This window comes from Cruoricaptor ignavus (assembly GCF_900141665.1).
Lineage (GTDB): Bacteria > Bacteroidota > Bacteroidia > Flavobacteriales > Weeksellaceae > Cruoricaptor > Cruoricaptor ignavus.
Map to the genome: position 1 here is coordinate 43,602 of NZ_FQYI01000003.1, position 23,504 is coordinate 67,105.

Annotated in this window: 30 protein-coding genes; 12 read left to right on the forward strand and 18 right to left on the reverse strand. The window is 45.0% G+C overall.

The window, feature by feature from the left end:
* Positions 1–16: 16 nt before the first annotated feature.
* Positions 17–577 carry a crossover junction endodeoxyribonuclease RuvC gene (gene ruvC / locus BUB43_RS04340; RefSeq protein ID WP_073178707.1) on the reverse strand — a complete coding sequence of 187 codons (561 nt, stop codon included), beginning with the start codon at positions 575–577 and terminating at the stop codon, positions 17–19.
* A 53-nt stretch (positions 578–630) separates the two neighbouring features.
* On the opposite strand from ruvC, the gene BUB43_RS04345 reads away from it, so the two are divergent.
* The gene (locus BUB43_RS04345; RefSeq protein WP_073178708.1) at positions 631–1,014 is read left to right on the forward strand and encodes a DUF3060 domain-containing protein; all 384 of its coding nucleotides are present in this window, start codon (positions 631–633) and stop codon (positions 1,012–1,014) included.
* Between the two features lie 85 nt (positions 1,015–1,099).
* Here the strand turns inward: BUB43_RS04345 and BUB43_RS04350 are convergent, their stop codons facing one another.
* Complete coding sequence (locus tag BUB43_RS04350) at positions 1,100–2,185, reverse strand: serine hydrolase domain-containing protein (RefSeq protein ID WP_083541143.1); 1,086 nt, start codon at positions 2,183–2,185, stop codon at positions 1,100–1,102.
* Positions 2,186–2,303: 118 nt separating this feature from the next.
* On the opposite strand from BUB43_RS04350, the gene BUB43_RS04355 reads away from it, so the two are divergent.
* The 6 genes from BUB43_RS04355 to BUB43_RS04380 all read left to right on the forward strand — a co-directional run bounded on the left by BUB43_RS04355 (position 2,304) and on the right by BUB43_RS04380 (position 5,576).
* Positions 2,304–2,636: a hypothetical protein gene (locus BUB43_RS04355; protein WP_073178712.1), complete on the forward strand. Its 333-nt coding sequence runs from the start codon at positions 2,304–2,306 to the stop codon at positions 2,634–2,636.
* A gap of 142 nt (positions 2,637–2,778) precedes the next feature.
* Complete coding sequence (gene rplM, locus BUB43_RS04360) at positions 2,779–3,234, forward strand: 50S ribosomal protein L13 (RefSeq protein ID WP_073178953.1); 456 nt, start codon at positions 2,779–2,781, stop codon at positions 3,232–3,234.
* A gap of 3 nt (positions 3,235–3,237) precedes the next feature.
* Positions 3,238–3,624: a 30S ribosomal protein S9 gene (rpsI, locus tag BUB43_RS04365; protein WP_073178714.1), complete on the forward strand. Its 387-nt coding sequence runs from the start codon at positions 3,238–3,240 to the stop codon at positions 3,622–3,624.
* A 194-nt stretch (positions 3,625–3,818) separates the two neighbouring features.
* Positions 3,819–4,583, forward strand: a complete 765-nt coding sequence (rpsB, locus tag BUB43_RS04370; RefSeq protein WP_073178955.1) for a 30S ribosomal protein S2 — start codon at positions 3,819–3,821, stop codon at positions 4,581–4,583.
* A gap of 217 nt (positions 4,584–4,800) precedes the next feature.
* A complete protein-coding gene (locus BUB43_RS04375) occupies positions 4,801–5,076 on the forward strand; it encodes a hypothetical protein (protein ID WP_073178716.1) in 276 nt (91 codons plus the stop codon).
* Entirely contained in the window at positions 5,040–5,576 is a 537-nt protein-coding gene (locus BUB43_RS04380; RefSeq protein ID WP_073178718.1) for a M12 family metallopeptidase, read from the forward strand. Before BUB43_RS04375 ends, BUB43_RS04380 begins: the two co-directional genes overlap by 37 nt.
* A 187-nt stretch (positions 5,577–5,763) precedes the next feature.
* On the opposite strand, the gene trmB is transcribed toward BUB43_RS04380, so the two are convergent.
* The 3 genes from trmB to tsf all read right to left on the reverse strand — a co-directional run bounded on the left by trmB (position 5,764) and on the right by tsf (position 8,318).
* A complete protein-coding gene (trmB, locus tag BUB43_RS04385) occupies positions 5,764–6,444 on the reverse strand; it encodes a tRNA (guanosine(46)-N7)-methyltransferase TrmB (RefSeq protein ID WP_073178720.1) in 681 nt (226 codons plus the stop codon).
* Between the two features lie 5 nt (positions 6,445–6,449).
* Positions 6,450–7,232 carry a hypothetical protein gene (locus tag BUB43_RS04390; protein ID WP_073178721.1) on the reverse strand — a complete coding sequence of 261 codons (783 nt, stop codon included), beginning with the start codon at positions 7,230–7,232 and terminating at the stop codon, positions 6,450–6,452.
* A gap of 120 nt (positions 7,233–7,352) precedes the next feature.
* Complete coding sequence (gene tsf / locus BUB43_RS04395; protein WP_073178723.1) at positions 7,353–8,318, reverse strand: translation elongation factor Ts; 966 nt, start codon at positions 8,316–8,318, stop codon at positions 7,353–7,355.
* Positions 8,319–8,450: 132 nt separating this feature from the next.
* Between tsf and BUB43_RS04400 the strand changes: the two genes are divergently transcribed.
* Positions 8,451–9,002: a DUF6759 domain-containing protein gene (locus tag BUB43_RS04400; RefSeq protein WP_073178957.1), complete on the forward strand. Its 552-nt coding sequence runs from the start codon at positions 8,451–8,453 to the stop codon at positions 9,000–9,002.
* 64 nt (positions 9,003–9,066) lie between these two features.
* On the opposite strand, the gene BUB43_RS04405 is transcribed toward BUB43_RS04400, so the two are convergent.
* From BUB43_RS04405 to BUB43_RS04425, 5 genes are all read right to left on the reverse strand, one after another.
* The gene (locus BUB43_RS04405) at positions 9,067–10,023 is read right to left on the reverse strand and encodes an acetyl-CoA carboxylase carboxyltransferase subunit alpha (protein WP_073178725.1); all 957 of its coding nucleotides are present in this window, start codon (positions 10,021–10,023) and stop codon (positions 9,067–9,069) included.
* Between the two features lie 32 nt (positions 10,024–10,055).
* Positions 10,056–11,567 carry a glutamate--tRNA ligase gene (gene gltX, locus BUB43_RS04410; protein ID WP_073178727.1) on the reverse strand — a complete coding sequence of 504 codons (1,512 nt, stop codon included), beginning with the start codon at positions 11,565–11,567 and terminating at the stop codon, positions 10,056–10,058.
* A gap of 146 nt (positions 11,568–11,713) precedes the next feature.
* Complete coding sequence (locus BUB43_RS04415) at positions 11,714–11,920, reverse strand: hypothetical protein (protein WP_073178728.1); 207 nt, start codon at positions 11,918–11,920, stop codon at positions 11,714–11,716.
* Between the two features lies 1 nt (position 11,921).
* A complete protein-coding gene (locus tag BUB43_RS04420) occupies positions 11,922–12,911 on the reverse strand; it encodes a WaaS/CpsH family glycosyltransferase (RefSeq protein WP_073178730.1) in 990 nt (329 codons plus the stop codon).
* Complete coding sequence (locus tag BUB43_RS04425; protein WP_073178958.1) at positions 12,908–13,699, reverse strand: glycosyltransferase family 2 protein; 792 nt, start codon at positions 13,697–13,699, stop codon at positions 12,908–12,910. The genes BUB43_RS04420 and BUB43_RS04425 overlap by 4 nt, the downstream gene beginning before the upstream one ends.
* A gap of 50 nt (positions 13,700–13,749) precedes the next feature.
* Here BUB43_RS04425 and BUB43_RS04430 point away from each other — a divergent pair, with 50 nt between their 5' ends.
* On the forward strand, positions 13,750–14,892 hold the full coding sequence (locus BUB43_RS04430) for a glycosyltransferase (protein WP_073178732.1): 1,143 nt from the start codon (positions 13,750–13,752) through the stop codon (positions 14,890–14,892).
* Here BUB43_RS04430 and rocD read toward each other — a convergent pair whose 3' ends face one another.
* The 8 genes from rocD to pdxA all read right to left on the reverse strand — a co-directional run bounded on the left by rocD (position 14,893) and on the right by pdxA (position 20,697).
* The gene (gene rocD / locus BUB43_RS04435) at positions 14,893–16,140 is read right to left on the reverse strand and encodes an ornithine--oxo-acid transaminase (protein ID WP_073178734.1); all 1,248 of its coding nucleotides are present in this window, start codon (positions 16,138–16,140) and stop codon (positions 14,893–14,895) included.
* 18 nt (positions 16,141–16,158) lie between these two features.
* Positions 16,159–16,437: a Txe/YoeB family addiction module toxin gene (locus BUB43_RS04440; RefSeq protein WP_073178736.1), complete on the reverse strand. Its 279-nt coding sequence runs from the start codon at positions 16,435–16,437 to the stop codon at positions 16,159–16,161.
* The gene (locus tag BUB43_RS04445; RefSeq protein ID WP_143154033.1) at positions 16,434–16,664 is read right to left on the reverse strand and encodes a DUF2683 family protein; all 231 of its coding nucleotides are present in this window, start codon (positions 16,662–16,664) and stop codon (positions 16,434–16,436) included. The genes BUB43_RS04440 and BUB43_RS04445 overlap by 4 nt, the downstream gene beginning before the upstream one ends.
* Before the next feature lie 68 nt (positions 16,665–16,732).
* On the reverse strand, positions 16,733–18,085 hold the full coding sequence (accC, locus tag BUB43_RS04450; protein WP_073178740.1) for an acetyl-CoA carboxylase biotin carboxylase subunit: 1,353 nt from the start codon (positions 18,083–18,085) through the stop codon (positions 16,733–16,735).
* A gap of 71 nt (positions 18,086–18,156) precedes the next feature.
* Entirely contained in the window at positions 18,157–18,660 is a 504-nt protein-coding gene (accB, locus tag BUB43_RS04455) for an acetyl-CoA carboxylase biotin carboxyl carrier protein (RefSeq protein WP_073178742.1), read from the reverse strand.
* Positions 18,661–18,757: 97 nt separating this feature from the next.
* Positions 18,758–18,961, reverse strand: coding sequence for a 50S ribosomal protein L32 (rpmF, locus tag BUB43_RS04460; protein ID WP_073178744.1), 204 nt, complete (start codon positions 18,959–18,961; stop codon positions 18,758–18,760).
* Between the two features lie 57 nt (positions 18,962–19,018).
* Positions 19,019–19,552 (reverse strand): YceD family protein, encoded by a 534-nt coding sequence (locus BUB43_RS04465; protein ID WP_073178746.1) that lies wholly within the window; start codon positions 19,550–19,552, stop codon positions 19,019–19,021.
* Between the two features lie 59 nt (positions 19,553–19,611).
* Positions 19,612–20,697, reverse strand: coding sequence for a 4-hydroxythreonine-4-phosphate dehydrogenase PdxA (gene pdxA, locus BUB43_RS04470; protein WP_073178748.1), 1,086 nt, complete (start codon positions 20,695–20,697; stop codon positions 19,612–19,614).
* 84 nt (positions 20,698–20,781) lie between these two features.
* Here pdxA and BUB43_RS04475 point away from each other — a divergent pair, with 84 nt between their 5' ends.
* Genes BUB43_RS04475 through BUB43_RS04485 form a run of 3 tightly spaced genes read left to right on the forward strand, consistent with a single transcriptional unit; the run spans position 20,782 to position 23,502 of the window.
* Entirely contained in the window at positions 20,782–21,372 is a 591-nt protein-coding gene (locus BUB43_RS04475) for a riboflavin synthase (RefSeq protein WP_073178750.1), read from the forward strand.
* Positions 21,359–22,810, forward strand: a complete 1,452-nt coding sequence (locus BUB43_RS04480) for a sensor histidine kinase (RefSeq protein WP_073178752.1) — start codon at positions 21,359–21,361, stop codon at positions 22,808–22,810. Before BUB43_RS04475 ends, BUB43_RS04480 begins: the two co-directional genes overlap by 14 nt.
* The gene (locus BUB43_RS04485; protein ID WP_073178753.1) at positions 22,810–23,502 is read left to right on the forward strand and encodes a tRNA1(Val) (adenine(37)-N6)-methyltransferase; all 693 of its coding nucleotides are present in this window, start codon (positions 22,810–22,812) and stop codon (positions 23,500–23,502) included. The genes BUB43_RS04480 and BUB43_RS04485 overlap by 1 nt, the downstream gene beginning before the upstream one ends.
* The last annotated feature ends 2 nt before the right edge of the window (positions 23,503–23,504 follow it).

A 23,504-nucleotide genomic window follows, 5' to 3' on the forward strand; every position in this document is an offset into this window, starting at 1 on the left:
TGCAACATTGCAAAACCTACCTCACCCTCCCAGGATTCTCCTTTAAAAAGCTTTCCCAGCCGGTATATTTTTTATCGGAAACGGAATTTCCTGAATTGAAATGATGGCAAACCGCCACAGCCAATCCGTCCGAAGCATCCAGGTATTTCGTGGGGAATTCCTTCAGGTTCAGCAGGTTCTGCAGCATCCCAGCTACCTGTTCCTTGCTGGCGTTGCCATTCCCAGTTATGGCCATTTTCACTTTTTTCGGTGAATATTCTGTAATCGGGATGTCCCGGTGTAGCGATGCTGCCATTGCCACGCCCTGTGCCCTGCCCAGCTTCAGCATACTCTGCACATTTTTCCCGAAAAACGGCGCCTCCAGGGCCACTTCGTCCGGATGAAATTCATCTATCAGGCTCAGCGTTTTCTCGAAAATATATTTCAGCTTGGTTTCGTGGTTCGGATATTTTTTCAGCAAAAGTTCGTGGATGGACACCAGCTGCATCTGCCCCTTCTGCACGGAAATAATGCCAAAGCCCATCACGGTAGTTCCCGGGTCGATGCCGAGAATAATCTTTTCTGGTTCGGTATGCATTTTGCAAAAATAATATCGCTAAATTTACAACCGAAAAACTAAAAATTCAAATTATGAAAAAAGTGCTTTTAAGCCTGTCTTTCATGGCGGCTATTGCGGTGGCGAACGCTCATCCTGTAATTGCGGCTGATAAAGTAACTCCTGCAAAAATCCAGCAGAAACATGTGGTAATCGATGGAATGGGTGTGAAGAAATCTATCACTATGAACGGCGGAACGCTGGAAGTGAACGGTGCAAATTGCGACATTACCGTGAAGGGTTTTGCCAATGAAATCATCGTGAACGGCTCGAATGTAAATGTGCGGATTGACAAGGTAAACCGTGTGGAAATGAACGGCGTGAATGCGAAAGTATACTACAAAACCACCGACAATAAATCTGGAAAAGTGGCAAGCGAAGTGAACGGCCTGAATGCGAAGGTTATTAAAGTGAAGTAATCTTCTTTAAAAAATATCTCAAGATCCTTGCTTTCTGGCAGGGATTTTTTTTCAACCTAGCAAACTTTGCACCTTATCGCGAAATTTATTGCGCCACCTTCTTTATCATCTCGCTACGCACTTTTTCGGCGGCAAGTTCCACGGCATCTGCAGCGGTTTTCATCTCTTTGTGCGGCTGGAAAAATCCGTTCTTGCTTTTCCGCTCGTCCGCAATGTTAGAGAGGATGATTACCGAAGTTTTTGTCTTCGGGTAAAAAATATTTAGCGATGGCGAACCCTTCACATAGCCTGTGTGGAAAAAGGCTTCCGGCGCAGTAAGGTTCAGCATAATGCCGTAGCCGTAGCCTACATTTCCTAGAATTTCGTGTTCGCGCGACGCATACTTCTTGGTGAGAAGTTTCAGGCTTTCGGGCTTCAAGATTTTTCCGCCGAAAAGTGCCAAGTTCCATCGGTTCAAATCATTCACCGTTGAAAGAATTCCGCCGGCAGAAGTTGAGATAGAATTTTCCGCAAGCCGTGCAGGCATATTTTCCACGATGCTGTATTGCGCGGCGTTTCCGGTATAGGCGCTGCCAAAATTTTGATTGTCAAAAGTTTTCGGCGTGAAGGTGTGGTGCATCCCTGCCTTCGCGAAAAGCTCCGCCGCATTTTCATCAAAACTTCTCCCGGAAACCTCCTCGATTAATTCGCCCAAAAACCGGTAGCCTTTATTGCTGTAGCTGAATTTTTCGCCGGGCTTCGAAAGCAGCCCGTTTCCAAAATCGCTAATTCCTGAAGTGTGCGTAAGCAACTGATGAACCGTAATATCCTGATAGGTAATATTTTGAAAATCAGCTAGATAGGTAGAAACTTTATCGTTCACGCTTAGTTTTCCCTCTTCCTGCTGAAGCAAAATTAAAACCGCCGTAAACTGCTTGGAAAGCGAAGCAATCGCAAAAACCGTGCTGCTGTCTATGGTTGTTTTCTGCTTAAAATCTTCAAAACCCTGCTGTTTTTCGTAGAGTAAATTTCCATCCTGAAAAACCGAAATGCTGCCGTTGAAATCATATTTCGAAAAAACGGAATCCATCTTCGCTGCATACATCGCTTGCTGAAAATTCACCAAAGTGCTGTTAATCAAAGCGTTGCGCAATTGCTGGGCGTCAGGTTTTTTTCGGCAGGATGTGATCATAAGTAAAAGCAGTGTTGCTATTATGCTGAAAGTTTTATGTCGCATTATCTAGTTACTTTATTTTTAAAGTTTATTGAATCCTGCCGCGGCAGATGCTTAACTTTGCAAAAATAAGAAGATGCCAAAATTTTTCCCATGGCTGGTGGCCGCCGGCACCGTTCTGGTAGGTTTTGTAGAATATTTCTGTGGGGATAATTCCAGTGTTTCAGAAGTTATCTTCTCTGCTATTGTTTTCGGCACAGCGTGGCTGGCGGCGTACCTGGCAGACCGCCCGGGCTGGCCATTCTGGAAAAAACAGCTGCTGACACTATTACCGCTGCTGCTGATCGCCGGAGCAGGGCAGGTATTTTTCTCCGAAGAAATCTGGGTGTTGCAGGTAATAAAATACGCTGCCATCGTGATGCTTTATTTTCTGCTCGCCAGCCTCAGCAGCCGTAAGACGCTGAGGTGAATGATCATTGTGTAAACAGCTAAAGTATTTCTCGAAAACTTTATTCCTTAAATTTCAAACTTTTAGCGGTTAATCCAAAAAAAAGCTGTACCTTTGCGCACTCTATTTGGGAGAGGAATGTTTAATCTATAATCTTGTAAGTGTGAATACATTAAGTTACAAAACGATTTCAGCGAACAAGGCTACCGCTAATAAAGAATGGGTTGTGGTAGACGCTGAAGGACAGCCGCTGGGGCGCCTTGCCTCCACGGTTGCCAGGATTTTGAGAGGTAAGCACAAGGCAAACTTTACACCGCATGTAGACTGCGGCGATAATGTAATTGTGCTGAATGCCGGCAAAGTGACGCTTTCCGGTAACAAGTGGGAAGATAAAACCTACATCTGGCACACGGGTCACCCGGGAGGGCAGAGGTTCCGTACCGCGCAGGAGCAGCTGAAAAAAGATCCGCTGAAAATCCTCGAAAGATCTGTAAAAGGTATGCTTCCGAAGAACAGGCTGGGTGCTGCCATCCTGAAAAATCTGTATCTGTACGAAGGCGCGGAGCACAAGCACGAAGCTCAACAGCCGAAAACCATTAACATCAACGAATTTAAATAATATATGGCAACAGTTCACAAAATCGGTAGAAGGAAGACTTCTGTGGCAAGGGTGTATGTAAAGCCCGGCAGCGGAAACATCACCGTGAACAGGAAGGATGCGAAGGAATACTTCAATACGGATGTACTGGTGTACAAGCTGAATCAGCCGTTCCTCCTTACGGAAACTGCAGGGCAGTATGATGTTACTGTAAATGTTTTCGGCGGCGGTATCACAGGGCAGGCAGAGGCTATCCGCCTGGGTATCTCCCGCGCTTTGACGGAGATTAATGCTGAGTACCGCCTGATCCTTAAGCCTGAAGGCCTCCTTACCAGAGATTCCAGAATGGTGGAAAGAAAGAAACCGGGACAGAAAAAAGCGAGAAAGAAATTCCAGTTCTCGAAGCGTTAAGATTTTGCAGAAAGCAATATGCTTTATGCAGTATGCATTTAAAAGAATTCTTTAACCGCTTGAAGCCTAAAACCTTCTGCATTTGGCCTAAAGCAAAACAATCTGCCGTTTAGTTTAGCATCCAAACCTTACTCCCACTCATCGTAAGGTTGATTGCCGAAGTAGCGGAAAGTAAACTAAAAAACAAAAAACCAATGGCAAGAGCAAATGTAAAAGACCTCCTCGAGGCAGGGGTGCACTTCGGACACATGACCCGCAAGTGGAACCCGAATATGGCTCCATATATCTTTATGGAGAAAAACGGTATTCACATTATAGACTTACATAAAACTGCTGTGAAACTCGATGAGGCTTGCGAGGCACTCGAGAAGATCGTAGGTTCCGGCAGGAAAGTTCTCTTCGTAGCGACAAAAAAACAGGCGAAGGAAATCGTAGCAAAGCATGCCCAGGAGCTGAATATGCCCTATATCACCGAGCGCTGGCCAGGCGGTATGCTTACCAACTTCGTGACCATCCGCAAGGCTGTGAAGAAGATGAACGCTATCGACAAGATGAAGAAAGACGGTACTTTCGAAACTTTGTCCAAAAAGGAGAGGCTACAGGTAGACCGCCAGCGTGCAAACCTTGAGAAAAACCTAGGCTCCATCGCAGATATGGTGCGCCTGCCGGCTGCCCTTTTTGTGGTAGATATTATGGCAGAGCATATCGCGGTAACAGAAGCTAAGAAACTTGGCATCCCTGTTTTCGCTATCGTGGATACCAATTCCGATCCGCGCAAAGTGGACTTCGTGATCCCTGGAAATGATGATGCATCCAAATCAGTGGATATGATTCTGTCCGTAGTTTCGGACGCGGTAAAAGAAGGACAGACGCAGAGAAAGGCTGAAAAAGAAAAATCTAAAGAAGAAGGGCAGGCTGTAACTGCCGATGCAGACGAAGATTTCGATACAGAAGCTTAATCTTTTAAGATTTCAATACAATAAAACCGGTTCTCTACATAGAGAGCCGGTTTTTTTATTTGTTTTTTTCCATTATTAGCCAATACTGAGCCGTTGAAGCACTCCCGATTTTTTGCCGCGCTACAGTGCACAAAAACAGGCATTAATGTTAACAAAAATTAATATTGTGATTTAAATAAATTTTTTATACATTTGAAACACACCAAAACTTTTTCATATGAAAACAAAAAACTTTTTCCAATTAGTGCTGCTTGCCCTTACGATCATAGGCTGTACAAGCAGAGAAGATGAAAGTATTTATCATCCAACCGATCCTTTGCGACCAGCGAACAGTGCAGAGCTTATTACCTTCCCAAATGGAACCACTATTGAAAAAAGAGATGGCAACTACATTTGGTTAGGGGATATACTGCTATCTGAGGGTGACATAGAAGAACTGAAGTCCGATGGGATTTTGTGGGACGAGTGGGAGGTAGACAAATCATTAATTTAGCCAGCAACCAACATCCAAGTGTTGCTATTCATGAGATTGGGCATGCTATAGGGCTCTTTCACGAACAAAGTGCTAACAATAGGGATAATTTCATTACAGTAAATTATTCAAATATACGTCCCGAAAAAAGAACTAATTTTGATAAAGTAAGAACTAATTATTACTCTATTGGCAGCGTAGATTTTAATTCAATAATGTTATATTCGTCCTATGTTTTTGATCCATCATTTGTTTATGACACATCCATTCCGGTTATGACCAAAAAAGATGGTTCCACATGGTGGGACAATACTGTTCTTTCAGATTCAGATAGAAAATGGGCTAATACTTTTTACCTGCCATATATCGCTCGGTCTGATGTTTATAGAGAATTGGCTGATGTAGTATATAAGCCAGACAATACCATTATGACACCGGAAGAAAGGTTGGAGTTACAAGCACAGCTTAATAATGGCAATCCTACTCCGCCTCCAGGTGGTAGAATACCAAATAATCCATAAAATTATAATATCTCTAAAAGTCGCCAATTGGTGACTTTTTCCATTATTAGTCTTTGACGTATCTGTAGATGTACTCCCGCTTTTTTCGCTGCGCTACCCAGAAAGGGCTACGCTCAAGGGCCGCATGTGGTTCGCTACATATTGAAAAGACCTGGCAATTCTATTTTTTGTCAAGACAAAACATGCATCAGTGAATCCGGAACTTAATATAGGTAATTGTTTTGCCTTTTTCTTCGAAAAGCGTTTCGTAGTAGGTTTTCACTTCGCGAAGCAGCGGCGTTCCCGGTTCGTATTCCGCTGCGCCGTAAATATCGTGGTGCGCCGAAAGAATCTCGTGCCCTAATCCCTGCAGAAGCCCTATGGTGTAGCCGTGCAGGAATTCTGAATCCGTTTTCAGGTGGATGATGCCGCCTCTTTTCAGGATGTTTTTATATTTCGCCAAAAATTCCGGATTTGTAAGGCGGTGCTTCGTGCGGCGGAATTTTATCTGGGGATCCGGAAAGGTAATCCAGATTTCATCCACTTCATTTTCTGCAAAAAAATATTCGATAAGCTCAATCTGAGTGCGCAGAAACGCCACATTTCCCAGCTCTTCCGCCAAAGCCTGTTTTGCGCCGTACCAAAACCTCGCACCTTTAATATCGATGCCGATGAAGTTTTTCTCCGGGAAAGCCTTGGCAAGGCCCACGGAATATTCGCCTTTTCCGCAACCCAGCTCCAAAACCAGCGGGTTTTCATTCCCGAAAAATTCCTGCCGCCATCTGCCTTTCAGGTGAAATCCCTGCAAAGCCTCGTCTCTTGTAGGCTGCAGCACATTTGGCAGTGTGCGGTTCTCGGCAAAGCGGGCAAGTTTGTTCTTTTTTCCCATTAGTTTTAAAATTGATTCCGCCACTTGGAGTCAGCGAGCCTTCGCTGATAAATAGGCAGGTACTTTTCAATGTGAGGTTTTATTCCTTCAAAATTTTTTCTTTCCAGATAAGGCTGCAAATTATCCGACTGATATACGAACTGAAGAAAGTTATCAGTTAAACTTTCTGGAATTTTCAGTTTGGTGAAATATTCCACACCGAAATACTTTTTAATATTCTCAATATTCGCAGTCATTTCCTGGTGATTTTTCAGCCGTTGCTTCCGCACTCTGTCGCCGCTTAGCCAATCGTAAATGGCATCAATGCTGAACGAAATTCCACCGTCTTTCAACGAAGCCAGGCTTTCCGGCGAGCTGCCGTTTTTCGGCGAAGGTAAGCCGATGATTTCCGCAACCTGCAAATCTTTTTGCTTGGTTTGCAGCGCCAGAACATCCGTTTTCAAAACGCCGGTAGGTTTAAAGGTAATTACAACTTCCTCAATCTCACGGAATTGCGACTGAAGCTCAATTAAATTATTTGCCGACTGAAGCAGCGCATTAGTGAGTTTCACATCTTTCCGTTCAGAAATCATCGAGGTGAAGCGGATGACATCGCCTTCTTCCGCGGCAATACGGAAAACGCCGCGGTTATCTGAAAGCACAGTTTTCATCGTGCGAAGATTCGTCACGACAATATGGTTCAGGTAAACCACGGAATTTTCCCGCATCATTACCTGCCCTTCGAAATTTTGGGCGAAAAAATTCTGCGCAATAAATATCAGGAAAAAACCAACAAAAATCTTCCGCATAAGTAGGCAAAAATACTGCAAACGCTAAGCATTTGGTGAAAACCGCCTGTTAAAGTTTTGCCAAAAAATAAAAAAACTCTGCCCTAAAAAAGGCAGAGCATTGCTGTGAAAAATTTTAAATTAAAGGCTCACCCTGATGAAGCCAAGCACTTCTACACCGTCTCCAAAAGACGCCACATAGTCAGAAACTTTTTTGCTTTCGTCTTTGATGAAATTTTGGTCAAGCAGCGCTCTTTCCTGATCAAGGCTCGTATTATCGCTGATGAATCTCTGCATTTTCCCTGGCAAAATTCTATCCCAGATTTGCTCTGGCTTGCCTTCCGCACGAAGCTCCGCCTTAGCATCTTCCTCAGCCTGCTTCAAGATTTCCTCCGTAAGCTGTGAGTAGGAAATGTAGCGTGGAACATTCTTCGTAGGCTTGCCAAGGCGCACCAGTTCCTCGTTATCTTTTTCGATGGCTGCAATTCTTGCCTCGGTTTCGCTCGCTACAAATTCCGGCGTGAAATTTTTGTAAGACAATGTATCCGGCGCCATAGAAGCTACCTGCATTGCAAGGTCTTTGGAAAGCTCCGCCGCTTTGTCGAAATCTTTGGAAAGGGAAACAATGGCGCCGATTTTCTTGCCGTGGATGTAGTGCCCAAGGTATGGCCCTTCGATTTTTTCGAACGCGCCAATCTCGATTTTTTCGCCTATTACACCAGTTTGCTCGATAAGTTTTTCGGAAACCGTGATGCCGTCGAAATCTGAAGCCAGGAATTCCTCTTTGCTTGTAAATTCTAAAGCCTTCTCGGCAAGCTCGTTGGCAAGTTTCGTGAAATCTTCGTTCTTCGCCACGAAATCCGTTTCGCAGTTCAGGGAAATAATTACGCCGCGCGTTTTATCGTCGCTCACTTTTGCAATAACCGCACCCTCTGTAGATTCTCTGTCGGCGCGGTTTGCCGCCACTTTCTGGCCTTTTTTTCTAAGGATTTCGATGGCTTTTTCGAAATCGCCTTCCGCCTCCGTTAGGGCTTTTTTGCAGTCCATCATTCCTGCACCCGTTGTGTTTCTTAGTTTCGCGACATCTGCCGCTGCCGGTGTGTACATATATTTGTCTTTACTTTATTAAAAATCCTCCCTGAGATTTGGGCTACGCAAAGATACTAAAATCAGCAAAATATTTTCATATTTTTGCGTTTAAAAATTATGATAACAGTAAAACGCAGGAAATTTTCCGGAATGAAGAAAGCTGTCACGCTCTTCTTTATACTCAGCAGCGCATCATTTTTTGCCCAAACTAAATATACCGCAGAGCAGGTTGAAAAATCCAGCGATCCCCAGGTGATTGCGAATTTTATAAAAAACAATCCCGATCATCCGAAGACACCTTTTTTCCGCCAAAAACTTGCGAGCATCGTTTTAAACGGGAACGATGCGGCGAAGCCGAAAATAGAGCCGACGAGCAAAGAGAAAATGGCGAGCAATGTAAAGAAGGAAATACGCAGCGGCAATACCGATGCCCACACGAAAAAGACGGTGGATATGCTGAACCACCTTTTCAGTAATGACCCGAACAAGCGCGAAGCCTATGTGGTGATTGAGAATAAATCGAAGTGTAACCTGATTATCAAATTTGCCGGGAAGAAGTACTACAACCTGGATGTGAAAGCGCACGACCAGAACTACATCCTCATCGACAAAGGCACTTACACGCTCACCACCAATGTTTGCGATGCGAAATATTCCTCCACCAAAAACATCAGGCAGGATATTGTGATAACGCTGAAGTAGGTTTAGGATTTAAGAAGCGAGAACCAAGAATCAAGACTTTCATCGTAGCTTATTATTCTTGACCTCAGCCTTTGAACTCACCAATTTCAATAAACTTTTCCTGCCGCTGTTCCACCAGTTCTTGCGGTGTGAATTTGGAAAAAGTTTTGATATTGCTCAGGATGGAAGCCTTCACCGTTTGGAAAGTTTGCTGCGGATCATAGTGCGCTCCGCCAAGCGGCTCCTTCACAATACCGTCGATAATCTTATTTTTCAGCATATCCTTCGGCGTCAGCTTCAGCGCATTGGCCGCCTCTTCCTTATGGTTCCAGTTTCTCCACAAAATCGATGAGCAGCTTTCTGGTGAAATTACTGAATACCAGGTGTATTGCAACATATAAACCTTGTTGCCCATACCTACGCCAAGCGCACCGCCGCTGGCACCTTCACCGATTATATAGGTGATGATGGGCGTTCTCAGCTTTGCCATTTCGAAAAGGTTTTGTGCGATGGCTTCTCCCTGTCCACGCTCTTCCGCTTCCAGACCTGGATAAGCACCCGGCGTATCTACGAAGGTAATTACTGGGATTTTGAATTTCTCGGCAAGCTTCATCAGGCGTAGGGCCTTCCTGTAGCCATCTGGATTTGGCATCCCGAATCTTCTGTGCTGGCGTTCCTTCGTCGTTCTGCCTTTTTGCGTCCCGATGAACATCACGGAATTTCCGTCAACCTTCGCCAAACCGCCTACCATTGCAGGGTCATCGGCATAGCTTCTGTCGCCGTGCAGCTCGATGAAAGTGCCCGCATCAGCAATACCGTTGATGTAATCCAAAGTGTAGGGCCTGTTCGGATGCCTTGAAAGCTGCACCGTTTGCCACGGCGTAAGGTTGCCGTAGATTTGCCGCTTGGTTTCCTCGATTTTATCCTCAATATTTTGGCACGCCGCCTTCATATCCACGCCGCTTTCGCTGCTCAGCACGGTGCAGCGCTCGTACTGCTCCAGCAGTTCCTTCACCGGCATTTCAAACTCCAAAAACTCCATTCAAAATTTTTCTTCAATCAAAAGTAAACAAATTATCCGAGACTTGGCACGGCGGCCTCAATCCTCGCCAGGCTTTCCTCTTTTCCTAAAATCGCCATAATGTCTGGAACATCTGGGCCTTTCAGTTCGCCCACCAATGCAAGTCTCAGCGGCATCATCACTTTGCCTATTCCTACGGCTTTTTCTTCCGCTACTTCGTGGATTTTCTGTTTTAAATTTTCTGGCGAAAATTCCGCGTCCGAAAGTTTTTGGGAAAATGTTTTCAGGATTTCCGCAGAGCCTTCGTTCCACGCTTTTTTTGCGGCTTTTTCGTCAAAACTTTCGGGTTTTTGGAAGAAGAATTTTCCTTCATTATAAATGTCCTGAGGAAAATTCGCGCGCTCTTTCATCAGCGCAATTACCTTTAAAATCTGCCCGTCAGAGAGTGCGGAATTTTCCACGCCGTCCAATTTTTTCAGCATTTGCAGAATTTCCTCGTCCGAAGTTTTCTGCAGGTACTGATGATTGAACCACTCGGCTTTTTCCTTGCTAAATCTAGCGCCAGCCTTATGCACTTTTTCCAGGTCAAATTCGGAAATCATCTCATCCATAGATAGAATTTCCCTGTCGCCAGAAGGTGTCCAGCCAAGCAGCGCCAGGAAATTGATGAAGGCCTCCGGCAGATAGCCTGCATCCCGATAGCCTTTATAAGTTTCGCCGCTATCTTTGTCAAAAAAATTCAGCGGGAAAACCGGGAATCCGAATTTTGCGCCATCCCTTTTTGAAAGTTTTCCCTTGCCTTCCGGCTTCAGAATAAGCGATAGATGCGCAAATTTTGGCGGTTCCCAGCCGAGGGCTTCGTAGAGCAGTGTGTGCAAGCCGAGCGACGGCAGCCATTCTTCACCACGAATAACATGTGAAATCTGCATTTCGTGGTCGTCTATCACATTGGCAAAATGATAAGTCGGCATTCCGTCGTTCTTCACTAAAACCTTGTCGTCCAGAGAGTTAGTGTTTACTGAGAAATTTCCACGGATGATGTCGTCCAGATTTAGGATTCTGTCAAAAGGCATTTTAAACCGCACCACATAAGGCGTTTTTTCCGCCAGCAACCGCTCCACATCCTCTTTTGGTAGCGCAAGGCTATTGCGTAGGTTGTTGCGTGTTTGATAGTTATACGAAAAAACTTCGCCGCGGCTTTCCGCGGCTTTCCGCGCTTTTTCCAGTTCTTCCGGCGTATCGAAAGCTAGGTAGGCATAGTCCGTCTGCAGGATTTGCCCGGTATATTTGTCGTAAATTTCTCGCCTTTCCGATTGGCGGTACGGCGCAAAAGGACCTCCTTTGCTCGGGCTTTCGTCGGGGATTATTCCGCACCATTGCAGCGCTTCCTCAATGTATTCCTCAGCGCCTTCCACAAATCTCGCAGAATCGGTATCCTCGATTCTCAGCACAAAATCGCCGCCCCGATTTTTGGCGAAAAGATAATCGTACAGTGCCGTTCTCACGCCGCCCAAATGCAGCGCACCGGTAGGACTTGGCGCAAAACGCACCCGAACATTGCTCATCAGAAAAAATTTGTGGCAAAAATACGAAACTTCAAAGGAGTTTGAGGTTAAGGCTTAGATTAAGGTTGAGGTTTAGAAAACTAATGAAGAATATTTTACAAATCGGTTACTCAGTTTCAAACTCAAACTTAACCTAAGCCTCAGTCTTAATCTTTATTCTCCATTTTTGTCATCAGGTTGAAGCCTTCGGTGGTTATCGCCACGGAAATTGAGCCATCGTCCGCAGAGGTCATCATCCGGATTAATCCTGCTTCTTCCAGCTTTTTCAGTTCGGAAACCAGCTCAGGATTTTCCGCCTCGCTTGTTCGGAAGTTCTTGTCTTTCAATTGTTTAAGTAATTCTTCAGGTTGCATTTTATAAATTTTTAATTGTGTTCCACCAGTTTTCGAAGGAATATTTTTCAACGATTTTCTGCTCTACCGTTTCATATTCGCTCGAAAGAAATTCTTGTATTTTCTCTCTTGTCAATTCTTCAATATTGCTGAAAATCAAAATGTTATTCGGTCGGTAAAAATCTACCAACTCTGCCGTAGGATTGTTGGTGATAATTTTTTGCCTAAAATACAGCGCTTCATAAAACCGGAAAGATAAGCCGCTGTGTCCATCAAATTTAAAATCCAACAAGCATTTTGCACGGCAGGAAATTTTCACCATTTTCTTGTAGCTAAGTATTTGATTATCAATGATTAACCCGTTTTTATTCGCTTCAATTTTTTTCTTCTGATTGTTGATGAAAAGTTTAAAGTAGGTTTTGAAATTCAGCTCATTGGCTATGTTCGCAAAGCGCTTCAGCAGCGGTTTCCGCTCGTCATCCAAGGTTCCGAAATACACCAAATCCAAATCCTTCTCGCAACTTTTTGATATATCAAAATAAAAATTGTGGGTGAGCTTTAGATTTCTGAATCTTGATTTATATTTATCGTAATCATCCTTGTCAAAAATTGCGAAAACATCAAAACGGTTTACCAGGCCATCTGGCAAGTTAAAGCGTGAAAATCCGTCCCATTGATAAGCAATAGTTTTTCTGCAAATATGTTGAAGCTGCGCCGCAATTTTTTCCGTAAACTGATCCGGACGAATTACCAAGCAGTAATCAAAATAGTTTTCAGGATAATTTAATTCCGCTAAGATATTTTCTTCTAACGCATTGGTTTTCAGTTGGTTTTTAAAATTTTTATTTTTAAAAAAAGTCTTCCTGAAAAAGTTTTCAATGCGCTGCTGAAAGTTGGCATACCGAAACGCCGGCACATCAAGGTAGGTCACTTCGTAGCCCATTTTTTCCAAACTTTCCCGAATCATTTCGTGGAAGCCAAAATGAGAAGTCATCATCAGAAGCAGCCTCATTTCACGATTCCGTTTTCCGTCCAGAAACCTTTACGCTTCAGCGCTTCTTCCAAAATTTGATGGTTTTTTTCCAAATTTTCCTTGCTGCTTTCCTTGTGGTAAAGGTGGTATTGCACCGCTGCAAACTTCACTTTCCTGCGGTAACAGCCCTTTTTTATCAGCCGAATTACCAGGTCAGAATCTTCTCTGCCCCAGCCAACAAAACTTTCATCATAACCATTGATATCCTGCAAATCCTGCCGCCAAAAACTCATATTGCAGCCACGAATTCTAGTCGTCATTTTTTCCAGCGGACTGTTTTCTGGCTTTGCGAATTTATTAAAAATCGGGAAATATATTGCGTTTTGTGCATTTTTAATTCCCTTGGAAAACGGCGATATTTCTGCCTGATTTTTTGCTAGAATCTCTTTCGTGAATTCTGCCGACAGCAAAACTCGTGAGCCTGTGATGAAGCAATTTTTCTTCGCTAAATTTTTATGGTCTTTCACAAAATTCCGGTGCAGAATAACATCGCCATCAATTTGTATAATGTAATCGTGCTGCGCTTTTGCAATGGCCTTGTTGCGAATTTCCGCCAAACGAAATCCTTTGTCCTCGTGCCAAATGTGATGAACCGGCACCCGATTTTCCGACTGAAATTTTCGGATTAAATCTGCTGTTTGTTGCGAAGAACCATCATCTGCAATCAGGATTTCATCAGGCAGAACACTTTGCGAAACCGCGCTTTTCATCACGGTTTCCAAGGCTTCCGGCCAATTGTATGTGGCGATAATCAGCGAAGTTGTCAATCGGAATATTTTACCAAAATTATAAATTTGCGGCAGATTTCCCAAAGCTAATGACCGCCGAAAAAAAATTTTCCACGCCAATCGCGTTTTTCATCATCGATTATACTGCTTCAGGCGGTGTGGAAAAAGTAACCGCAGATTTAATGCAGGGCTTTGCTGATAAGGGTTTTGTCAATCTTCATCTGCTTTCGCTTCAGCCGTCGAAGGAAATTCCTACGATGAATTTCCCGGTAAAATTTCGTGCTGAAAATAATTTAGGTAATAAAAATAATTTCGCAAAAAATCTATTTGATTATTTAAAAAATCACAATATTGAATTTTTGATATTTCAGGGTGATAATGTTAGTATTTCGCTGAAAATTCTACAGGTTTGCAACGCAATAATGGTACAGGCTTATCCGCAGTATCACGGTTCGCCGTTTGCCTACCTAAAAAAATATTCTGATGCTGAGCGGAAAAATTGGGATAAGAAAATTGTGGCTGGCCTGCAGTTTCCGTTTAAAAAAGCGAAATTAAAACGCTATATTTCAAATTCTAAAAATGGGATTTTTTGCGTGAGCGAAGGCTCTGCCAAAGAACTGAAAAAAATATTTCCAAGTTTGGCGGATAAGGTTAAAGTCCGCCGAAATCCGATAAATTTTAATTTTCCAGGATTAGAAAAAAAGCAAAAAATCGTCAGTTTTTTATCAAGAATGGAAAATCGGCATAAGAACGCTTTTCTGAGTGTGAAGGCTTGGCAAAAAATCCACCACAATTTTCCGGATTGGTCGCTGCATTTGGCCGGTGAGGGCGCTTTGTTGAAAAAGATGAAACAATTTGCGGCTGAGCAAAATATCGAAAATATCGTTTTCCACGGCTTTCTGCAAAACCCTGAAAATCTTTTGGCAAAAAGCGCAATTTCCATCAGTTGTTCAAACTGCGAAGGCTACTCAATGTCCATTGCAGAAGCCATTGTGCACCGCAATGCCATTGCCGCAACGAAAAGTGACGGCGGAATTCAGGATATGCTGATCGACGGGCAAACTGCATTGCTTTCGCCGAAGAATGATGCCGAAGGTTTGGCGGAAAATATTGCCAGGCTTATCCAAGATGCAAATTTGCGTAGACAGGTTGCTGAAGCGGCTTTGGAAAACTTGAAACAACAAATGCCGACTGATGTATCGGCATTGTGGATTAATGAATTTTTTGGCTGATTAATTGCGGAATTCTAAAACCGTTTTTTCGATGATGCCCACACAATCCAGCAGCTGCTCTTCGGTGATGACAAGTGGCGGTGCAAGGCGGATGATGTTTCCGTGCGTTGGTTTTGCGAGTAAACCATTGTTTTTCAGTTCGATACAAAGATTCCAAGCAGTAGGTGAGTGCTGAGAATCGTTGATGATGATGGCGTTCAGCAGGCCTTTTCCGCGCACATTTGAAACAAGGTCGGTTTTCGCAATAACCTTCCTGATTTCTTCCCTGAAAATTTGCCCAAGTTTTTCCGCTTTTTCGGATAGCTGCTCTTCCTGCACCACATCCAGCGCAGCCATTGCCACAGCGCAAGCCAGCGGGTTTCCGCCAAAAGTGGAGCCGTGCTGCCCAGGCCTTATCACATTCATAATGTGGTTGTTAGCCAGAACTGCGGACACCGGATACATACCGCCAGAAAGCGCTTTGCCGAGAATCAGAATGTCGGGCTGTACATTTTCGTGGTGGCAGGCAATCAGTTTTCCGGTTCTTGCGATGCCGGTTTGCACTTCGTCGGCTATGAAAAGTACATTATGATTTTTGCAAATATCGTAAGCATTTTTTAGGAATCCTTCATCTGGAACAAAAACGCCTGCCTCACCCTGAATCGGTTCCACCAGAAACGCTGCGATGTTCTGCGCATCGTTCTTCAAAACATCCTCCAGTGCATCGGTATCGTTGTACGGAATTCTGATAAATCCCGGTGTGAAGGGCCCGTAATTATCGTGTGCATCGGGATCGTTCGAAAAGGAAACGATGGTGGTCGTTCTTCCGTGGAAATTATTTTCACACACTACAACTTTGGCACTATTCCCTTTGATGCCCTTTACTTCATACGCCCATTTTCTCGCCAGTTTGATGGCGGTTTCCACAGCTTCTGCACCGGAATTCATTGGCAGAACTTTGTCAAAACCGAAAAGTTCCGTAATTTTTTTCTCGTATTCACCAAGTTTGGAATTGTGGAAAGCACGGGAAGTTAGGGCCAAAGTTTGAGCCTGATTTGTCAGTGCTTCCACGATTTTGGGATGCGAATGTCCTTGATTTACAGCGGAATACGCTGAAAGAAAATCGTAGTACTTCTTGCCTTCCACATCCCAAACGAAAACGCCTTCTCCCTTTTCCAAAACAACTGGCAAAGGATGATAATTGTGCGCACCGTGCTTGTCTTCCAGCTCGATGAAATATTGTGAATTTTTTTGCGAAATATTTTCCATTTTAATAATTTTTGAAAGTTAATTGTTGTCATAATGTCCGTAGGCTGAAAGCACCAAAACCACTACCTTATCCTCCTGAATTTCGTAAATCAATCTATGCTTTTGTGATATTCTTCTTGACCAGGTTGGTTTCGAAAAATGTTTTAGCTGTTCAGGTTTGCCAGTGCCAGATTTTGGGTGTTGTTCTAATTCTTCCAGAAGTTTGTAAAGCTTTCTCAAGCTGCCTTTGTCGCCAGATTTTTCTAGCCTTAGAATATCATCTTTGGCTTCCTGCGAAATTTCAACAGAATATTTCATAGGATACTTTTAAAAAGCTCCTGCTTCAATTCTGGTGTCAGCCTAATGGATTTCCCTTCTTCCGCTTGTTTCCGCGACTTCTCGATTTTCGCAAAAAATTCCTCCTTCGTCATTTTCGTTTCGTCTTTTTTGCGCTTCACCCTGAAATCCAAATTCATTTCTTTGAACAGTGATTTCAAAAGTGCCGACTGCTTCTTGCTTTCCGGGCTGATGATAATATCTTCCATCGCTTTGTTTTTTACAAATTTACTCAAATTTCTTTCAAACAAAACTGCTTCCCGAAGGAAGCAGCACTTTAATAATCGTATTTTTTATCCATTTCAAAATCATCCATAAAGGCCGTGGTGTAGTTGCCCTCAAGATACCGCTCATCATCCATCAGCTGCCTGTGGAACGGAATTGTGGTTTTCACACCTTCAATGTAAAACTCCTCCAAAGCCCGGCGCATTTTTGCAATCGCCTCTTCCCTTGTTTGGGCGGTGGTGATGAGCTTCGCAATCATCGAATCGTAATTCGGGGGAATGGTGTAGCCCGCGTAAACATGGGTATCCACCCTTACCCCGTGCCCACCAGGAATATTCAGTCCGGTGATTCTTCCCGGGCTTGGCCGGAAATCGTTGTAAGGATCTTCCGCATTGATCCGGCACTCTATGGAGTGAAGCTTCGGGTAATAATTTTTGCCGGAAATCTTAGCTCCTGCGGCGAGCATTATTTGCTCCCGGATGAGGTCGTAATCTACCACCTGCTCGGTAATTGGATGCTCCACCTGGATCCGCGTATTCATCTCCATAAAGTAGAAATTCCGATGTTTATCCACCAAAAACTCTATCGTGCCTACGCCTTCATAGCCGATGTATTCTGCAGCTTTCACGGCAGCCTCGCCCATTTTCTCGCGAAGTTCATCCGTCATAAATGGCGAAGGGGTTTCCTCCGTAAGTTTCTGATTCCTGCGCTGAACAGAGCAGTCTCTTTCCGAAAGATGGCAGGCTTTGCCATACTGATCACCAGCGACTTGTATCTCAATATGCCTCGGCTCTTCGATCAGTTTTTCCATATACATGCCCCCGTTGCCGAAGGCTGCCTCTGCCTCCATCACTGCAGAATCCCAGTTCTCCTTAAGTTCCTCTTCATTCCATACCCTGCGCATACCCTTGCCGCCGCCCCCTGCAGTAGCCTTAATCATCACGGGATATCCTATTTCTTCGGCAATTCTCACCGCATCATTATAGCTGTCAATCAGGCCGTCAGAGCCTGGTACGCACGGCACGCCTGCTTCCTTCATCGTAGCCTTGGCATTGGCTTTATCGCCCATTCTGTCGATTTGTTCCGGGGTAGCTCCAATGAATTTTATACCATTTTTTTGGCAAACTTTTGAAAATGTTGAATTTTCAGACAGGAAGCCATAGCCCGGATGAATAGCATCAGCATTCGTAATTTCTGCCGCGGCAATGATGTTTGGAATTTTAAGATAAGAATCCTTGCTCATAGCAGGCCCGATGCACACGGCTTCGTCCGCAAAGCGCACATGCAGGCTGTCCTTATCGGCTGTAGAATATACCGCTACCGTTTTGATGCCCATCTCCTTACAGGTTCGCAGGATGCGCATCGCAATTTCGCCGCGGTTAGCTATCAGTATTTTTTTGAACATTTCGGTAATTTTAAATTTTAGATGACAATGATGATCAACCTTCTGGTCTACAGACGGTTTTCACCTAAAATTTATGAAGGATCTACAAGGAATAGAGGCTGGTCGTACTCCACAGGAGTAGCGTCGTCCACTAGGATTTTTACGATTTTCCCGCTGACCTCGGATTCAATTTGGTTAAAGAGCTTCATAGCTTCTATTACGCAGACCACGGTGCCGGGAGCTACGGCGTCGCCTACCCCTACGAACACATCTTTGTCCGGGGAGGGTTTCCGGTAAAATGTGCCGATCATCGGCGATTTTATGGTGATAAATTTGCTCTCATCCTCAGCGGGGGTTTCCGGCTGAGATGGCACTTCCGGATGCGCCGGTGTAGCCGCCGCAGGAGGCGGAGCCACCATCGGGGAATGAACAGGCGGTGGGAAACTGTGCTGAACCGGTTGTGCAAAACCCGTGTTCTCAGGAGTGTAGAGCGGAGTTTTAATTGTAATTTCGAAGTCCTTCGTTTTATACTTTACCTCGGAAACCTCCGCCTTGGAAACAAATTTAATTAGATTCTGTATTTCTCTGATGTCCATCTTTTCGGAAAATTATGGGCAAATGTAGCTAATTTACGCAAAAAATCACTCATCTTTCTCAGAAAACGAGTGATTTGTATAAAATGTTTTCAGTATTTTAGATTTCCTCCGTCTGCTCGCTGGATTTCTCCATTACCACTTTGCCGCGGTAGTAGAGTTTCCCTTCGTGCCAGTGTGCCCGGTGGAACAGGTGTAGCTCGCCGGTGGTAGCGTCTTTCGCCAGAGTAGGGCGCTCCGCCTTGTAGTGCGTTCTGCGCTTATCTCTTCTTGTGGATGACTGTCGTCTCTTAGGATGTGCCATTTTCTTTTATTTTTTAATTGATGAGCGATGAGATGCCATCATCTCATCATTAAATACTTAATTTTTATTTTTCAGATTTTTCAATGCAGCCCAGCGAGGATCTATAGTCGTTTCATCAAAGTTCTCCTCCACCGGAACTTCGCTTACGCTGTACCGCTCAACAAGCTTGAAATCTTCCTCCGTAGCCTGCGGGCTGATTTTCTTCATCGGTACCGAAAGCATTACCTCTTCGTAAATGAGCTGTGCCACATTAAAAGCGTGGTTCCCTGCAGGGATGGTGATCACCTCCTCATTACTGTCATCATATTCCTCGCCAAATTTTACAAGGACTTTTATGCTGCTGTCGATATCGTAATCAAACGGGTCAGCAGTAATGTCGCACATCAGCTCAATAACCCCGTATGTGCGTACTGTAAATTCCAGAAAAGTGGAATGTTTGTCCAGCAATACATCCGCGGTCAGTCTCGGGTTGGTAAACTCTCTTTCGGTATCAAAAAGTTCAAAGAACGCCTCGCTTATCTCAAATCGGAATGAGTGCTTCCCAGTTTTCAGGCCGGAGAACTCTACATCATAGTTTCTTAACCTGTCCATAATTGAGTGTGCAAAAGTATTAATAATTTGCTAAACTGCAAAATGTTACGGCTGAAAAATTAAGCATCCTCCGCCGGCAGATCCTCATCCACATCATTTTCTGCAGCAGATTTCCTGGTTCGGAGCTGCCCGGAGGTAAGTTCTGCGTACTCCGTGCGGTTTTTAAAAATTTTAATTCCGGCGAAAATCGCTTCCGAAAAACTGCGCTCATCCGCCAAATTTTGCCCGGCAATGTCGTAAGCCACACCGTGATCCGGCGAGGTGCGTACGAAGGGCAATCCTGCGGTAAAATTCACCCCATCTGCATAGTTCAGCGTTTTGAATGGCGCGAGCCCCTGGTCGTGGTACATCGCGAGTACCGCATCAAACCGGCTGTATTTCGACGGCTGGAAGAAACTGTCGGCAGGGTAGGGGCCAAATGCCAGCACGCCCTGCCCGCGCATTTCCTCAATCACCGGGGAGATGATTTCTATCTCCTCCCTGCCTATGGAGCCCCCGTCGCCGGCATGCGGGTTCAGCCCCAGTACCGCAATTTTTGGCTTTTCGATGCAAAAATCCTCTCTCAGCGATTGGTGCAGAATCTTAATCTGCTTGCGGAGCCGCTCCTTTGTAATGCTCTGCGCCACCTGCGAGATGGGGATATGGTGCGTGGAAACCGCTACCTTCAGATTGTCGGTCACGAGGAACATCAGGCTGTTTTTCCCAGATTTCTCCTCTAGGTAGGTGGTATGCCCGGCGTGGCGGAAGCCAAGTTTCAGCATTTCATCTTTGTTGATGGGCGCCGTCACCAGGATATCCACTTCGCCTGCCATCAGGGCATTTGTAGCGGCTTCCAGGGAGTCGATCGCCATTCTGGTTGATTCTTCCGTGGGCGCGCCAAGGCTCACGCTCACGCTGTCTTTCCAGAGGTTTACCATATTCAGCTGCCCTTCCTGCGCGCGGGAGGCCTCGGTGATGTAGTTATAGGTCTGCTGTATTTTAAAAATATTTTTCTGATAAGTGAACAGCTTGCCGGAGCCGAAAATCACGGGGGTAAAAAGCTCCGTGATGGCTTTGTCCTTTAATGATTTAATGATGATTTCCGGACCGATGCCATTAAAATCACCCACAGAGATGCCCACCCGTATTTTGCGGTTTTTGGTCATTTATTTATCTTTGAATTCTGATTCTGCGGCAAATTTATTACTTAATTTTATAATATTTCTGCCGCTTCGGTTAGCCGTTTTGAAATGTTTACAGGAATTATAGAAAGCACCGCCACCGTAATGCATCTGGAGCACGGCGGCTCGAACATCACCTTTACCCTGCAGGTGCCCTTTGCCAAAGAATTAAAAACCGACCAGAGCGTGGCTCACGATGGCTGCTGCCTTACTGTAGAGGCGGTGGAGGGAGATATGTACAAGGTAACTGCGATAGACGAGACCCTGCGGAAAACAGCCCTCTCCGGATGGAAGCCCGGAACGATGGTGAATGCGGAACGCTGCGTGAAATTGGGCGATAGGCTGGATGGCCACCTCGTGCAGGGGCATGTGGATGCGGTGGGCGTTATCGAAAGCATTGAGGACCGCGGCGGAAGCCATTTCATAACAATAAATTACGATGCTGATTTCATCACGGTGCCCCAGGGTAGTATCGCGGTAAACGGGATCAGCCTGACGGTGGCGCAAAGCGGGGGGCGCAAGTTTTCCGTGGCTATCATCCCCTATACCTGGGAGTTTACCAACCTGAAATTTCTCCGGCCGGGCAGCCGTGTGAATCTTGAGTTTGACATCATAGGGAAATATTTAGCAAAATTCTCAGCGGGATATGCCGGCAGGTAATTACAGCGGTTTCAGCCTGCGCAACAGGATTTTTGCAGCGATGATGAGCATCACCTTCCTCGCCTTGCTGCTTACCTCGGCGGTGTCTTACATCATATTGAAAAAAAATCTGGAGGAGCAGAGCGCGGCAGATATGCGCCGGAAGGCGGATGCGATGATGGCCTCGCTGGACTACGCCGTAAGCGAGAAAAAACTCGAAACTGAAGATCTGCCGGTGGTGCTTCAAAATAAAATTTACGAAATCGCCGATATCAGCAAGCACGATGTGCTGCTGTACGACCTGAAAGGCAACTTCTTGGTTTCCAACAGGGAAGGTGATAAATCATCGGCCAAGAAACTCCCGGAGGGCATTACCGACGAGGTTTTGATGAAGGAAAGAATTACCCACAAGGAGCGGGATCCGCAGACCGGCCAGGAATTCTACTCCTCCTATATTATCCTGAAAAACAATGTGCTGGAGCCCGTCGCGATCGTCTATTTCCCATATTATCATAACGCAGGCCTGTACCGCGAGGTGATGAATCAGGGGTTGAAGTACATCATCCTCGTGAATGCGGTCATCATATCTCTCGCGCTGCTGGCCAGCTACCGCATCTCCCGCCGCCTTACCAACAAACTGACGATATTTACGGAAAAAGTGGAGGGCATTAACCTGATGTCCAACGACCTGCAGCCCATAAAATATTATAAAAATGATGAGCTGAATATTCTTGTAAAAGCTTACAACAAAATGATTCTGGAGATACAGGATCAGAAGGACAGGCTGGCGCACATAGAGCGCGAGGGCGCCTGGAAGGAAATGGCGAAGCAGGTGGCGCACGAGGTGAAAAACCCGCTGACGCCGATGCGGCTGACCGTCCAGAATTTCGAGCGGAAATTTGACCCGGAAGATCCGAAAATCCGAGAGAAGGTCAAGAAAATGAGCACAATGGTGATCGATCAGATAGACCTCATCGCCACCGTAGCCACCGCGTTCTCCCAATTTGCGCAGCTCCCGGAGCGCAACGATGAGGTTTTCAACCTGAATGCAGAGGTACAGAAGGTACTCGATGTTTTTAACGATGAGAATGTCTTTATGCACGCCAACCGGGAGAATATCATGATAAAGATGGATAAAATCTACCTGAACAGGATCGTGACCAATCTCGTGACCAACGCCCGCCAGGCCGCAAGGGAGGGCGTGGAGCCGATAATAAATGTGGATCTCGAGCAGATACAGAAACGAATTACCCTCACGGTGGAGGACAACGGCACGGGCATCCCGGAAGATAAAATCGGCCGGATTTTTGAGCCGAATTTTACCTCAAAATCTTCCGGTATGGGGCTTGGGCTTACGATGGTAAAGCGTATGGTGCAGGATGGAGGCGGGGAAATCCGAGTGGAAACGGAGCTGGGGAAGGGCACGAAATTCATCATCACCCTGCCGAGCAACCTGTGATGGAAGTTTTCCGGCTGCAGCAGTTTTCCGTAAGGCAATCGGCGGAAGTTTTCCGTGTGGGAACCGATGCGATGCTCCTCGGTGCGATGGCTGATGTGCCAGGGAAAAAATCTGCGCTGGAAATTGGAACCGGTACTGGAATTATCAGTTTGATTTTGGCGCAAAGAAATCCGCAGCTTGAAATTCTGGCGATTGATATTGATGAAAACGCGGCAAATCTCGCCGAAGAAAATTTCCGCAACTCGGTTTTTAGCGACAGGCTTTCCGTTCAGCAGGCTGATTTTAATTTTTTCAATCCTGAAGAAAAATTTGACTTGATAATTTCGAATCCACCGTTTTTTGACGAGAATATTTCTGCAAAAGACAAAATTGCAAGGCAGAAAGTTGCGCTGAGTTTTGAGGATTTAATTCAGAAGTCTATGGATTTACTCAGGGAAGAAGGCGTTTTTTCTGTAATTATTCCTTCCGCTGATTCTCAGCATTTCATTGATTTTGCTGAAAATTGCAGGCTACATCTCATCCGAAAGATTAATATTTTCGGAATTGAAGGCGGAAGTTTGCGCCGCAACATTCTGGAATTTTCACTGGCAAAAAAGGAAATTTCCGAACGGGATTTCACCATAGAAAAACGCCCCAGAATCTATTCGTACGAATATCTGGAACTCACGAAAGATTTGCATCTCTTCCGCTGAAC